Source organism: Pseudomonas sp. Tul2A7 (assembly GCF_054790505.1).
Window position 1 is genome coordinate 5,532,541 of record NZ_CP186499.1, and the last position, 12,637, is coordinate 5,545,177.

The 12,637-nt window shown below is 60.1% G+C and carries 13 protein-coding genes; 6 read left to right on the forward strand and 7 right to left on the reverse strand.

Translation table 11 applies throughout. The features are described from left to right. Positions 1-24 precede the first annotated feature (24 nt). On the reverse strand, positions 25-759 hold the full coding sequence (locus tag ACOYXJ_RS24695; RefSeq protein WP_460372056.1) for an SDR family oxidoreductase: 735 nt from the start codon (positions 757-759) through the stop codon (positions 25-27). 181 nt (positions 760-940) lie between these two features. Next, positions 941-1,885, reverse strand: coding sequence for a helix-turn-helix domain-containing protein (locus ACOYXJ_RS24700; protein ID WP_460372058.1), 945 nt, complete (start codon positions 1,883-1,885; stop codon positions 941-943). Between the two features lie 220 nt (positions 1,886-2,105). On the opposite strand from ACOYXJ_RS24700, the gene ACOYXJ_RS24705 reads away from it, so the two are divergent. From ACOYXJ_RS24705 to ACOYXJ_RS24715, 3 genes are all read left to right on the forward strand, one after another. Next, positions 2,106-2,870 (forward strand): SDR family NAD(P)-dependent oxidoreductase, encoded by a 765-nt coding sequence (locus ACOYXJ_RS24705; protein ID WP_460372060.1) that lies wholly within the window; start codon positions 2,106-2,108, stop codon positions 2,868-2,870. Between the two features lie 175 nt (positions 2,871-3,045). Continuing rightward, positions 3,046-3,303, forward strand: a complete 258-nt coding sequence (locus tag ACOYXJ_RS24710; RefSeq protein ID WP_460372061.1) for an Atu4866 domain-containing protein — start codon at positions 3,046-3,048, stop codon at positions 3,301-3,303. A gap of 81 nt (positions 3,304-3,384) precedes the next feature. Next, the gene (locus ACOYXJ_RS24715) at positions 3,385-4,302 is read left to right on the forward strand and encodes an AraC family transcriptional regulator (protein WP_460373033.1); all 918 of its coding nucleotides are present in this window, start codon (positions 3,385-3,387) and stop codon (positions 4,300-4,302) included. 11 nt (positions 4,303-4,313) lie between these two features. Here ACOYXJ_RS24715 and ACOYXJ_RS24720 read toward each other — a convergent pair whose 3' ends face one another. The 5 genes from ACOYXJ_RS24720 to ACOYXJ_RS24740 all read right to left on the reverse strand — a co-directional run bounded on the left by ACOYXJ_RS24720 (position 4,314) and on the right by ACOYXJ_RS24740 (position 9,675). Next, positions 4,314-5,660, reverse strand: a complete 1,347-nt coding sequence (locus tag ACOYXJ_RS24720; RefSeq protein ID WP_460372063.1) for a glutamine synthetase family protein — start codon at positions 5,658-5,660, stop codon at positions 4,314-4,316. Positions 5,661-5,680: 20 nt separating this feature from the next. Further along, positions 5,681-6,238: a helix-turn-helix domain-containing protein gene (locus ACOYXJ_RS24725; RefSeq protein ID WP_460372065.1), complete on the reverse strand. Its 558-nt coding sequence runs from the start codon at positions 6,236-6,238 to the stop codon at positions 5,681-5,683. A 25-nt stretch (positions 6,239-6,263) separates the two neighbouring features. After that, positions 6,264-7,553, reverse strand: a complete 1,290-nt coding sequence (locus ACOYXJ_RS24730; RefSeq protein ID WP_460372067.1) for an NAD(P)/FAD-dependent oxidoreductase — start codon at positions 7,551-7,553, stop codon at positions 6,264-6,266. A gap of 68 nt (positions 7,554-7,621) precedes the next feature. Continuing rightward, positions 7,622-8,956, reverse strand: a complete 1,335-nt coding sequence (locus tag ACOYXJ_RS24735) for an ATP-binding protein (protein WP_460372069.1) — start codon at positions 8,954-8,956, stop codon at positions 7,622-7,624. After that, the gene (locus tag ACOYXJ_RS24740) at positions 8,953-9,675 is read right to left on the reverse strand and encodes a response regulator (RefSeq protein ID WP_460372070.1); all 723 of its coding nucleotides are present in this window, start codon (positions 9,673-9,675) and stop codon (positions 8,953-8,955) included. The genes ACOYXJ_RS24735 and ACOYXJ_RS24740 overlap by 4 nt, the downstream gene beginning before the upstream one ends. Before the next feature lie 147 nt (positions 9,676-9,822). Here ACOYXJ_RS24740 and ACOYXJ_RS24745 point away from each other — a divergent pair, with 147 nt between their 5' ends. The 3 genes from ACOYXJ_RS24745 (at position 9,823) to proP (ending at position 12,560) form a co-directional block, all read left to right on the forward strand. After that, positions 9,823-10,134 (forward strand): hypothetical protein, encoded by a 312-nt coding sequence (locus ACOYXJ_RS24745; RefSeq protein ID WP_095118992.1) that lies wholly within the window; start codon positions 9,823-9,825, stop codon positions 10,132-10,134. Beyond that, positions 10,134-10,793, forward strand: coding sequence for a DUF3313 domain-containing protein (locus ACOYXJ_RS24750; RefSeq protein ID WP_460372072.1), 660 nt, complete (start codon positions 10,134-10,136; stop codon positions 10,791-10,793). The genes ACOYXJ_RS24745 and ACOYXJ_RS24750 overlap by 1 nt, the downstream gene beginning before the upstream one ends. A 261-nt stretch (positions 10,794-11,054) precedes the next feature. Continuing rightward, positions 11,055-12,560 (forward strand): glycine betaine/L-proline transporter ProP, encoded by a 1,506-nt coding sequence (gene proP, locus ACOYXJ_RS24755; protein ID WP_460372074.1) that lies wholly within the window; start codon positions 11,055-11,057, stop codon positions 12,558-12,560. Positions 12,561-12,637: the final 77 nt, after the last annotated feature.

The following is a 12,637-nucleotide window of genomic DNA, read 5'->3' on the forward strand; positions in this document are numbered from 1 at the left end:
TGCGCACCTTGCTGTACGGATTACTCAGTGTGGGCTGGCCGTCGGACGAACCACGATCTCACTCACATCGACATCGTCGGGCTGGTCGATGGCATAGGCGAGTGCTCGCGCAATGGCGTCGGCGTTGAGCGCTACACGCCGAAAGGCTTTCATTTCCTCGCGGGCCACTTCATCGGAAATCGTATCGGCCAGTTCGGACTCGACGACCCCAGGGCACACCACCGTGACGCGGATCTTGTCCGTTTCCTGACGCAGGCCATCCGAGATCGCCCTGACCGCAAATTTGGTCGCGCAGTACACCGCGGCTGTCGGAGAAACCGCGAGACCGCCGATTGACGAGATATTGATGACCTGGCCGAAGCCTTGCGCCTCCATGTCTGGCAAGACGGCGGCAATACCGTGCAGCACGCCGCGGACGTTGACATCGAGCATCTGGTTCCACTCATCGACCTTCAACGAAGTCAAAGGCGACAGCGGCATCACGCCGGCGTTGTTGATGATCACATCCACCTTGCCATGCTGCGCCTTGGCGAATGTCACGAAGGCGTGCATGGATTGCAGATCCGTCACGTCCAGTGCGCAGGCGCTTGCCGAGCCACCTTCGGCGTGGATTTCGCTGACCAGTTTGTCCAGACGCTCGGTGCGGCGGGCGCCGAGTACCACATGGGCACCTTTGGCGGCGATCAATCTGGCCGCCGCTTCGCCAATACCACTGCTTGCACCGGTAATCAGCACGACTTTGTTTTGAATGTTCGACATATCCGTAGCTCCTGCTGTCTGCATTGAAGTTCAGCACCGACCGCTGAAGACGCGGGCGTTGCTGCGGGGTACGTCGAAAAGATTAAAGGCACTGGACAGCCCGGCGCGTGCCGAAACCTGCGCAACTTTTGCCTATTCGTGTCTGTGTGCATCACCCGCAAATTTTGTGGCGAACCGGCACTCAAGCACCACGGAATTCGCTGGGCGTTACGCCCACTTCGCGACGAAATACCTGGGAAAAGTGACTGGGGCTGGAGTAGCCGACCTCCAGCCCGATCTCGATGACACTAAGCCGGGTCTCCAGCAACAAGTGCCTTGCACGAACCATGCGCAAGCGAATGAAGTACTGCGAAGGCGACAGTCCCGTCGCACGCTTGAACAGGCGGCTGAAGTGGTACTCGCTCAGTTCGGCCAGTCTGGCCAATTTTGCCAGGCTGAACTCAGCGGCCAGATCCGCACTCATGGCATCAGTGACTTTGCGCAGCTTGTAGGCTTGCAAGGCGCTGACTCGACGTCCGGGTCGGGTCTCGGCGCGATAGCTGCGCACAAGATGTACGGCCAGCGCCTGAGCCAGAGACCGGACGAACAGAGCACTGGGCAAGCGCTCCCCGACCAGTTCGGTGCGCAGCTGCTCCATGACATACGCGACGCGCCCATCCCGTGCGCCGGAAACATCGCGAAATCGAACATCCCCGGCATGCTTCCCCAACAACTCCCGTGACGCTTGCTCGATCAGCGGCAACCCCAGATAAAGATGCATGACTTCGAAAGTATCGCCGCCGTGCGTCTGCCAGCGCATTTCATAGGGTTCTTCAGAACTGGTCAGGAAAAAATCGCCGGTACTGACCTCTATCGCCTCCCACTCCCCACCCGGCATACGTTCCTCCACCCTCGCCGCCCCCGCTAGTACCAACACGAGCAGCGGTTCCACCACCGCAGGCACGAGAATGGGCTCGATGACGCTGCGATGGGTGAACAGCTGAATCACAACGTCCTTGATTTCCAGGCGCGGTGGAAACGTCTGCGCATCGCCTGGCAGATATTCACGCATGGACTCCCCAGTGATGCGCAAGTCCTGGCGGGATGTCGACAGTGGCGCCTGGGACGTTCGCCCGTTAGTTGCCATGAACAGGTCCTTTTGATAAGGGAGGCCGTATCGATGATATCGGGCTTTTTCCGCTGGCTGAACCGAGCACCGAACCACCTTCATTTACATTCGGCGCAAAACCCCGACAGCGTGGGCAATCCCGCGAAAGCCGACTTCGCCGCGCTGCGAGACAGTAGGCCCGTCGCCGTTGAAAGACACGGCTTATCCCCCCTACTGGATCACAACGCTGGAGAACATCATGACCGCTATCAACAACTGCACCCCGAACGAAGTGGCAGGTAAAGTCGCCTTGGTCACTGGCGCGGCCAGCGGTATTGGCAAAGCCATCGCACTGCTGCTGCATGACCGCGGCGCCAAAGTGATTGCTGAAGACATAAACCCTGAGGTGGCAGCGCTGGCCCGCCCTGGTCTGGTACCACTGGTGGCCGACATCACTCAGGACGGCGCCGCCGAGCGCGCGGTCGCGTTGGCCGTCGAGCAATTTGGCCGGCTGGACATCCTGGTCAATAACGCCGGCATCATCATCAACAAGCTGGTCATCGACATGACTCGCGAGGACTGGGAACGCATTCAGGCGGTCAATGCCACGGCGGCCTTCCTGCATAGCCGTGAAGCGGTCAAAGCGATGATGCCCAATAAATCCGGCTCGATCGTCAACATCGCGTCCTACGCCTCCTACTTCGCCTTTCCCACCATTGCCGCCTACACCGCCTCCAAAGGCGCACTGGCGCAACTGACGCGCACCCTGGCGCTTGAGGTCATTGGCCACGGCATCCGCGTTAACGCGGTTGGCGTCGGGGATGTGGTAACCAACATCCTCAACCATGTGGTCGACGATGGCCCTGCTTTTCTTGCCCAGCATGGCGAAGCCGCACCGATCGGCCGCGCCGCACAACCGGAAGAAATCGCCGAAGTGGTCGCGTTCATCGCCTCCGACCGTGCCAGCTTCATGGTCGGTTCGGTGGTCATGGCCGACGGCGGTATGACTGTCACAGCCGGGTGAGCCACTGCAGGAAAAAGCCGCCGCATGCTCGGCAAGCACGAGAGGATCAGGCAAATCTGCGGCAGTTTCGTCCTGACACCGCTGCGCTCGGCTACGTAATCTGCAAGCACGCAACGGATGCAGACACAGGCCACGGCAGGCCGCTCAGGTGAACAACGTCAATGAGGACTGAACAATGAAAAACGCCAAACAAAACGCGCCTGAGCATCGTTACGCAGGCATGTGGGTCACCGCGGATGGATTCATCCGTCACGAACTTCTGGCCTCTGGGCGTTACGACGAGGCCCGTGGTAAAAACAACAGCGCTTATCAAGGCCGCTACGAAATGGTCGGTGACTACATCCAGTACTGGGACGACACCGGCTTCACTGCCGACGGGCATTTTCATGACGACGTGCTGTATCACGCCGGCATGATCCTCTATCGGCAATGAGCACTTTGATGATGTCGGATGAATATCGTCTGCCTGGACAGTTCCGGGCAGACGCTCATGAACACTTGTGAGAGCCTTGAAATGGAACAGAGCGATGCTTTCATCCTGCAAAACACGGCCATCTATCGCGACGAACTGGTTCGCCTGCTGACGCAACGCTTTACCGCGCCAGGGATCTACGAGACCGCCATAGCGCCCCTGCATGTCATCCGTTTTGACACGCCTTCGGAGCTTATCCATACCGTGCACAAGCCGGCACTTTGCCTGATTGTGCAAGGACAAAAGGAAATCGGCCTGGGCGACGACCAATACCTGTACGACCCGCTGAGTTACCTGGTGGTCTCGGTGACGCTCCCGGTTGCCGGGCGCGTGCTGCTGGCCAGCCCGGAGGCGCCCTACCTGTGTATCCGGTTTGATTTCGAGGCCACGGATATCGCCCAGGTCATCGCCGATGCGCCGGTAACGGGTGTCCCCGACGAACCTGAGCTGGGTCTTTTCCTCGAGAAAATCGACGTGCCCCTGCTCGAAACAATGCTGCGGCTGGTACGGCTGCTGGAAACACCGAAAGACATCGGCATGCTTGCGCCGCTCGCTTTACGAGAGTTGTACTACCGCCTCCTGCGAGGCGTGCACGGACGGCGGTTGTATGAGCTGGCCCTGAGTGATTCGCAAACACGACGCGTCACGCGGGCAATCGACTGGTTGAATAACCATTACACCCAACCCTTGCGCATCGAAGAGCTTGCCAGGGTCGCCAATCTGGGCAGCTCGACACTGCATCATCGCTTCAAGGCCGTCACCGCGATGAGTCCGCTGCAATATCAAAAGCAACTTCGCCTGCAGGAGGCCCGCCGCCTGATGCTGGGTGAAGGCCTGGATGTGGCGAGTGCCTGTTATCGAGTGGGCTACGAAAGCCCATCGCAATTCAGCCGAGAGTACAGCCGCCAGTTCGGGTGTCCGCCCTCCAGAGACGCCAGCCGGATTCGGCGCCCTGCGTGAGCCGGCGCCCTTCACAAATACCAGCGATACTCCCGCGCACTGATCTCCTGCATAAACGCCAAATGATCCTGGCGTTTATTCTCGCAATACACATCGACAAACTCCGCGCCCAGCCCCTCACGCAACTGCGGCTGATGCTGCATCGCGCGCACGGCCTCGAACATTTCTTTTGGAAAATCAATCCCGCTGCTGCGGTCTTCGTTCAGCGGTGCGATCGGCTCTTTGCCCGACTCCAACCCATGCTCCAACCCCACCAGAATCGCCGCCAGTACCAGATACGGATTGGCATCCGCCCCCGCCAAGCGATATTCGACCCGCAGGTTCTTCACATCCGACTCCGGAATCCGCAAGCACGCATCGCGGTCTTCAAAACCCCAACTCGCCTTGGTTGCGGTGTTCACCGTGCCGCCCAAACGGCGCATCGCATTCTGGTTCGGCGCAAAGATCGGCATGCTGTGCGGCAGCAGTTCCAGGCACCCGGCGACCGCATGGCGTAGCGGCTGCTGCTCATTCGCGGCGAACAGATTATTGCCTTCAGCGTCATACAGGCTCACGTGCACGTGCATGCCACTGCCCGGATGCTGCAAGTACGGCTTGGCCATGAAACTCGCGCGATAGCCGTGTTTAAGCGCCACCCCGCGCGTGCTGCGGCAGAACAACGCCGCCCAATCCGCCGCACGTAGACCATCGTCGAGATGGCCAAAGTTGATTTCAAACTGGCCGGGGCCGAGTTCAGCGGTGATCACTGTGGCGTCGATACCTTGCGCCCGCGTCGCTTCAACCATGTCATCCAGCACCGGCGCAAAGCGTGAGAGGCGTTCGATGTGCAGGTTCGGTTGATCATCGGCGTCGTCAGTCAGGTCGTCGCGGGGGAATTGCGGCAGACCGTCGCGCAGCTTTTTGTCGAACAGGTAGAACTCCAGCTCGAACGCCACCACCGGATGAATGCCTTTGCGCGACAGGCGTTTGAGCACCTGTGCGAGGACTTCACGAGGTTCGAATTCGATCGGTTTTTCGGTGCCGTCCGACGTGATCAGCATCTGCCCCAGCGGCTGCGCTTCCCAGGTCACCGGCTTCAGTGTGCCCGGCACGAGTCGGCGCACGGCATCCGGATCGCCGTCGTTGAAGCAGTAATCGCCGATAGGAAACAAACCACCCTGCACGCCCAGCAGTACGCAGTTCTGCGGCAACTTCAGGACGCTGCCTGCGGCGACTTTTTCGAGCATGTCGATTGGATAACGCTTGCCATAGAAGTGCCCGGGAATGTCCAGGCAAATCAGGTCGACATAACGCACCTCGGGGTAGCGTTGGCGAAAGGCACGCACTTCGGCGAGCAGGTCAGCGCAGACAGCGTCCATCATATTTATCCTTGTTGTAATCAGGTGTAGACCCAGAGCACGCGGGTCAGCTGCTCGGTGAGGTTGCCGTAACGGCAGCGGGTGTGACTGTCGAACTGGAAGCTGTCGCCAGCCTTCAGCGTGGTCGGTTCTTCGTCGTCGCCCAGCCATAAGGTCAGCTCGCCTTCGAGGACGTAACCGCCCTGCTCCGAGCTGTCGGTCAGATGGCGATCGCCGCTGCTAGCACCGGCTTCGAGATGACTTTCGAGCATGGAGAACGAGGTGCGGATCTGCGGCGACACCAGAATGTCGGTGATGCCGTTGGCGTAGTACAACGTGCGGCGCTCGTCCGGGCGCGTGACCCACGGCAGCTCTTTAGGCTTGGGCAGGCTGTAGAAATAAGTGGTCGGCACGCCGAAGGTTTCGCTGATTGCGGTCAGGTCCGCCACGGTGGGCCGCGACAAGCCGCGCTCGACCTGCGACAGGAAGCCGACTGAACGGCCGATCTTGTCGGCCAGTTCCTTCAGGGTCCACTTCTTGTGCTTGCGCAGGTCGTGGATAAGGATCGCCAGCGCGGCGATTTCTTCTTGCTTGTTCATGGTCGCGATTCCGAAATAAATCTCATCAAATGCTGTCGCGCAGTCGGTACCAGGCCTTGCCGATGGCTTCCAGCGGTGCCGCAAAATGCTTGCCACCGGGGAAACGGCCATTGCTCAGGCCCTGATACAACGCCAGTTCATCCGCGTCGCCGAGAATCGCATCGGACACCGCACGCGCGGCGGCCAATGTCGGCAGAACGCCGTGGCCCGAATAGCCTTGCAGCCAATAACGGTTGTCCGCGCCGCCGACATCGGGTGTGCGGTTCATCGTCAGGTCTATATGCCCGCCCCAGGCAAACTCGATGCCGACGCCTTTGAGCTGCGGGAACACCCGCTCGAGAAACGGCCGTGTTGCCGCCGCGATGTCCTTGGGCATGCCACCGAGATAGGTGCAGCCGCCGCCGAACAACAAACGGTTATCCGGCGTGCGACGGAAGTAATCGAGGACGAACTGGTTGTCGGTCACGCAGACATTGCGCGGCAACAGCGCAGTGGCCAACTCAGGCGTGAGCGGAGCGGTCGCCACCTGGTGCGTGCCCACCGGCAGAATGCAGCTGGACAGTTGCGGGTCGAGTTCATCGAGATAAGCGTTGCACGCCAGCACCAACACATCGGCGCGCACCGAGCCGCGCTCGGTGTTGACGCGGAAACCGTCACCCTCCTCCTGATAACTCAACGCTTTGCTTTGCTCATGGATACGCCCGCCGGCTCGCTCGATGGCATCCGCCAGGCCCAGCGCCAGTTTCAGTGGATTGAGGTGCGCGCCCTCAGGGTCGTAAAGCCCGGCCTGATAGCGGTCAGTGGCCACCCATTCCGGCAGTTGTTCACAAGGAATGAACTGCAACACATCGTGGCCCCACTTGTGGCTGGCCTCGTGTTGCCATTCCCTGAGCAGGCTGACGCGCCGTGGCATCACCGAGGTCCACAGGTGCCCAGGGCGATAATCGATATCGAAACCGTGACGACCCGGCAATTCACGCAATTCCCCAGCGGCCCACCGCATGCCGTCCCACAAGCGTTTCGCCCGCTCCTGACCCAACGCAGCTTCCAGCGGCGGCATGTCGCACGACCAGCCGAGAATCGCCTGTCCGCCGTTACGCCCCGACGCGGCCCACGCCACGCGACTGGCTTCCAGCACCACCACGCGTTTACCCGCCAAGGCCAGACGCAACGCCGTGTGCAGACCACTGAAACCGGCGCCGATGATCACCACGTCGGCATCATGTTCGCCTTCCAGCGCCGGCCGATGGCTCAGAATATCGGCGCAACTTTGGGCGTAATAGCTGTCGACGTGCTGGCTGGATTGCAGGAACATTCGCGACCTAATGAAATTATCTTTTTATAATTTCATGAAAATCTACAGAATAAATTTCACGCCAGCAACTATCCGTTACGCGGCAATTCGACCCGCGCCAGCAGCCCTTGGCCGCTACGATTGCTCAACGTCAGTTCTCCGCCCTGCTCTCGCACAATCGCCCGCGCCGCTGAAAGCCCCAGACCAACGCCCCCGGTATCGCGATTGCGCGAAGCTTCGAGGCGAAAGAACGGATCGAAAACCTGCTCAAGCGCCGCCTCGGGAATACCCGGGCCGTCGTCGCGGATCTCGATGCAGATCGAATACTCATCACACTTCAATGTAATGCCCGGATGCTGCGCATACTTCAGCGCATTCTCCAGCAAATTGACGATCACCCGTTTGATCCCCAGTGGTCGACCTTCGTACACCAGGTGCGCCGGGCCTTCGAAGTCGACGTGCAGGTGTTGATCACGGTAATCGTCAACGATGGTCTGCAACAGCTCCGACAGATCGAACGCGGTGGTCTGCTCGCGGTGGGTGTCTTCGCGGAAGAACGCCAACGCAGCGTTGATCATCGACTGCATCTCTTCAACGTCGCGAATCAGTTTGCCCTGATGATCGAGGTCTTCCATGAATTCGCTGCGCAAGCGCATGCGTGTCAGCGGTGCACGCAGGTCGTGGGAAATTGACGCGAGCATGTGCGTGCGCTCGGCGATGAAATGCTGAATCTGCGCCTGCATGGTGTTGAAGGCGATGATCGCCTGGCGAATTTCGTCAGGGCCTTCGAGCTTGATCGGCGGCGCGCGCAGATCCGTGCCGAAACGTCTGGCGGCCCGCGTGAAACGCTGCAACGGGTTGGCCAGTTGCCGGGTGGCGACCCAGGCAACCAGCAATGTGGCAATCAGTCCCAAGGCGATGACGATCGCGATACGCACGCCAAATTCCAGACCCCAACTGCGCTCCGGCGGGATAAATGACAACCAGCTGCCATCGACCAATTGCACGACGGCGGCGTAATGCGCCAGGGGACTGCCGTTCGGCCAGTCGCCCGGGCTGAACACCTCGATTTTTCGATCAATGCCCAGCAGTTGCTGCAGCACCGGCACCCTGCTGGCTGGCAGGCGAAGCCCGTCATTGGGCAGATCGAAATCCGCGCGCTGCGCTTGCCACGACACCTGCAGCATAGCGCTACTTGCGGCGGCGGCCAGTTGCGGGCGCAGGTTGGCCGGGGCTGCCTCGATCACCCGGGATGTCGCGGCAATCTGCTCGAGCAGGCCGGTGCGTTCAATCGGTGGTCGCGCCCAGATGCCGGCGACTTGCACGAACAGCGCATTCAACGCCAGCGAAGCGACCATCGCTGCCACGATGGTCAGGGCGATGTGCCGGCGCAGCGTGTCGCCGCGCCACAGTCGGCGGATCACGAGCGAGTGACCTTGGCGGTGAACAGATAGCCGCCGTTGCGCACCGTACGAATCAGGTCCGGGCGCTTGCTGTCGGGTTCGATCTTGCGCCGCAGGCGACTGACCTGCACATCGATGCTGCGATCGAAGGCGTCATGGCCATGGCCGTGGGTCAGGTCGATCAATTGCTCGCGAGTAAGGATGCGCTGCGGGTGATCGAGGAACACCACGAGCAAATCGAACTCGCCGCCGGACAGCGGAATCATCACGTTTTCCGGTGAGCGCAATTCGCGACAGGTGATGTCCAGATGCCAACCGGCGAAGCCGATCACCGGGCGTGAAGGCTCGACCGGACTGCGCTGTTCACCGGCGCGACGCTGCAAGGCACGCACCCGTGCGAGCAGTTCCTGCGGGGCAAAAGGCTTGGTCAGGTAATCGTCCGCGCCCAGTTCCAGCCCGACAATGCGATCACTGAGCTCGGCCATGGCGGTGAGCATGATGATCGGAATGCCCAACTGCGCGCGCACCTTCTGGCACAGGCTCAGGCCGCTTTCGCCGGGCATCATCAGATCAAGAATGATCGTGTCCGGACGGTTCTGCGCGATCGCCGCCCACATGGCTTCGCCGTGCGGCGCCACGTCGACTTCATAGGCGTGCTGCACGAAGAACTTCTTCAGCAGCGCGAGGATTTCCACGTCGTCGTCGACGAACAGCAGTCTGCTCACAGTCACAGGATCCATGCACCAAAAAAAGCCAATCTAAAGCCATTTTGCCGCCCGGGTCATTTATTTCAATCGAGCAACATTTCTACGTGCCAGACATCAAGCGGACATTCTCTGGCAAAACCGCGCGGGCACTCTGCAGCTATTTCCAACGGGGGGATTGGCATGAAGGTATTGAACAGCAAACCGGGCATCACGCAGCACAACGGTAATCGGCCGTTGATTCTAAGCCAGCGCACCGCAGCGCTCGGCCCGGACACACCGGTGGTGTTTCAGGAATCGTGCATGGGGGTTTCCCCTGATCAAAGCACAGTCGTGCTGCGCCGTTACTTCGAGCATTTCAGCCCGACCAACGCGCACTGGGTGGAATACGTGCACAGCGTCAACACCGCTGACCTCATGAACTGGATCATGGCCCATGGTCGATTGCACATCGAATGCTCGGACAACCTGGCGCAAAACAAGGAAGCCGTTTGATGTCGCGTATTCGTTCACTGTCGCTGTCCATTGTCACCACGTTGAGCCTGTCGGCCTGCACCAACAAAACGCCGGAACACAGCGGCTTTCTGCATGACTACAGCGTGTTGACCGAGCGCCAGTCGCCGTCCGGTCAGTCCGTGTTGGCGTGGGTCAGCCCGGCCCTCGCCCGGGGTCGATACACGCAGGTTTATCTGGCGCCGAGTCAGTTCTACCCAAGTGCCGAGCCGACGCAACGGATTCCGCTGAGCACCCTTTCCGGCGTGACTGACTACTACGACGCGGCGCTGCGGCTGGAATTGAGCAAAGTGATGCATCTGGTCAATCAACCCGGGCCGAACACCCTGATAGTGCGCCCTGCTATCACTCAAGTGGCCACCAGCACTCAGGGTTTGCGCTTTTATGAGTGGCTGCCGGTCACCCTCGTCGCTGCCGGTGTCAGTACGGCGACCGGCATCCGTGATCAGGACAGCGAGGTTGCCACCGAAGTGTCGTTCGAGGACGGATCGACCGGTGAAGTGATTGCCGAAGTGGTGCGCAAAGGCACCGGGGTGCCACTGGAGAACGACAGGCAGGTGCTGACCGCCGATGACGTCAAAGTCGTGCTGGATGGCTGGGCTAGCGACCTGCGGCAATCGTATACGGCCATTCGCCGGTAAACACATATGAGCTGCCGAAGGCTGCGATCTTTTGATCTTGGGACGCGGAGCGTCCCCGGCTGCATTCCCACGCAGAGCGTGGGAACGATCAGCGTGGGAACGATCAATCGCAGCCTTCGGCAGTTCCTACACCGGTGTGTCAGGAAAAAAAGCGCCGGGCAGTGAATTATTTCGTGTCCTCATGTATCTGAGCCAAAGAGTACGCGCCATCAAATAGATGGCATCTACGCGGTACGATGGATCAGCAAAGAGAAGACCCGGATGAAATCACGCAAGAAAACCGTCAAGCCGATCGGCCTGAACGACATCACCATTGTCGACGACGCCAAGATGCGCAAGGCGATCACCGCCGCCGCACTGGGCAATGCCATGGAATGGTTCGACTTTGGTGTCTACGGCTTCGTCGCCTATGTACTCGGCAAAGTGTTTTTCCCCGGCGCCGACCCCGGCACACAGATGATCGCCGCGCTGGCGACGTTCTCGGTGCCCTTCCTGATCCGGCCGCTGGGCGGCTTGTTCTTCGGCGCCTTGGGCGACAAGTACGGACGACAGAAAGTCCTCGCCGCGACCATCGTGATCATGTCGCTCAGCACCTTCGCCATCGGCCTGATTCCGTCCTATGCCTCGATCGGCATCTGGGCGCCGATCCTGCTGTTGCTGGCAAAAATGGCCCAGGGTTTCTCGGTCGGTGGCGAATACACTGGTGCGTCAATCTTCGTCGCTGAATATGCGCCGGACCGCAAGCGCGGCTTCCTCGGCAGTTGGCTGGATTTCGGCTCGATTGCCGGTTTCGTCCTCGGTGCCGGTGTGGTGGTGTTGATCTCGACGACGCTCGGCGAAGCGAAGTTTGAGGAATGGGGCTGGCGCCTGCCGTTCTTCCTCGCCTTGCCACTGGGCATGATCGGTCTCTACTTGCGTCACGCGCTGGAAGAAACCCCGGCGTTCCAGCAGCACGTTGAAAAGCTTGAGCAAGGCGATCGCGAAGGCCTCGCCGGTGGCCCGAAAGTCTCGTTCAAAGAGGTCGCGACCAAACACTGGCGCAGCCTGATGACCTGCATCGGCGTGGTGGCAGTGACCAACGTCACCTATTACATGCTGCTCACCTACATGCCGAGTTACCTGTCGCACAACCTGCACTACAGCGAAAACCGTGGCGTGCTGATCATCATCGCGATCATGGTCGGCATGTTGTTCGTGCAGCCATTGATCGGCTTTGTCAGCGACAAGATTGGCCGCAAACCTTTTATCGTGGTCGGCAGCATCGGTTTGTTCATTCTGGCGATTCCAGCGTTCATGCTGATCAACAGCGGCAAGATCGGTTTGATCTTCGCCGGCCTGCTGATGCTGGCGGTGTTGCTGAACTTCTTTATCGGCGTCATGGCCTCCACCCTGCCGGCGATGTTCCCCACGCACATTCGCTACAGCGCGCTGGCGGCAGCGTTCAACGTTTCAGTGCTGATTGCCGGTCTGACGCCGACCGTGGTCGCGTGGCTGGTCGAGAGCACCAACGATCTGTACATGCCGGCGTATTACCTGATGGTGATTGCCGTGGTCGGTCTGGTCACCGGTGTGACCATGAAGGAAACCGCCAACAAGCCATTGCGTGGCGCCGCGCCGGCGGCGTCTGACCTGGAAGAGGCGAAAGAATTGCTGCAAGAGCATCACGACAACATCGAGCAGAAGATCGAAGACATCGATGCTGAAATTGCCGAACTGGAGGAGAAGCGCAAGTTGCTGGTGCAGCAGCATCCGCGGATCAAAGAGTGACGTTGTCCGCCTGAACAGCGGTCATGCCTGCGCCCACACGCAAGGTTCGGCTGCGGTCTTGGCAGGCGCGACAACCA

Bases quoted from the DNA above. Each gene is read 5' to 3' on its own strand.
- ACOYXJ_RS24705 (WP_460372060.1), top strand. From the start codon at position 2,106: ATGACCGCTATCAACAACTGCACCCCGAACGAAGTGGCAGGTAAAGTC.
- ACOYXJ_RS24700 (WP_460372058.1), bottom strand. From the start codon at position 1,885: ATGGCAACTAACGGGCGAACGTCCCAGGCGCCACTGTCGACATCCCGC.
- ACOYXJ_RS24725 (WP_460372065.1), bottom strand. From the start codon at position 6,238: ATGAACAAGCAAGAAGAAATCGCCGCGCTGGCGATCCTTATCCACGAC.
- ACOYXJ_RS24720 (WP_460372063.1), bottom strand. From the start codon at position 5,660: ATGGACGCTGTCTGCGCTGACCTGCTCGCCGAAGTGCGTGCCTTTCGC.
- ACOYXJ_RS24710 (WP_460372061.1), top strand. From the start codon at position 3,046: ATGAAAAACGCCAAACAAAACGCGCCTGAGCATCGTTACGCAGGCATG.
- ACOYXJ_RS24740 (WP_460372070.1), bottom strand. From the start codon at position 9,675: ATGGATCCTGTGACTGTGAGCAGACTGCTGTTCGTCGACGACGACGTG.
- ACOYXJ_RS24715 (WP_460373033.1), top strand. From the start codon at position 3,385: ATGGAACAGAGCGATGCTTTCATCCTGCAAAACACGGCCATCTATCGC.
- ACOYXJ_RS24750 (WP_460372072.1), top strand. From the start codon at position 10,134: ATGTCGCGTATTCGTTCACTGTCGCTGTCCATTGTCACCACGTTGAGC.
- ACOYXJ_RS24730 (WP_460372067.1), bottom strand. From the start codon at position 7,553: ATGTTCCTGCAATCCAGCCAGCACGTCGACAGCTATTACGCCCAAAGT.
- ACOYXJ_RS24695 (WP_460372056.1), bottom strand. From the start codon at position 759: ATGTCGAACATTCAAAACAAAGTCGTGCTGATTACCGGTGCAAGCAGT.
- proP (WP_460372074.1), top strand. From the start codon at position 11,055: ATGAAATCACGCAAGAAAACCGTCAAGCCGATCGGCCTGAACGACATC.
- ACOYXJ_RS24745 (WP_095118992.1), top strand. From the start codon at position 9,823: ATGAAGGTATTGAACAGCAAACCGGGCATCACGCAGCACAACGGTAAT.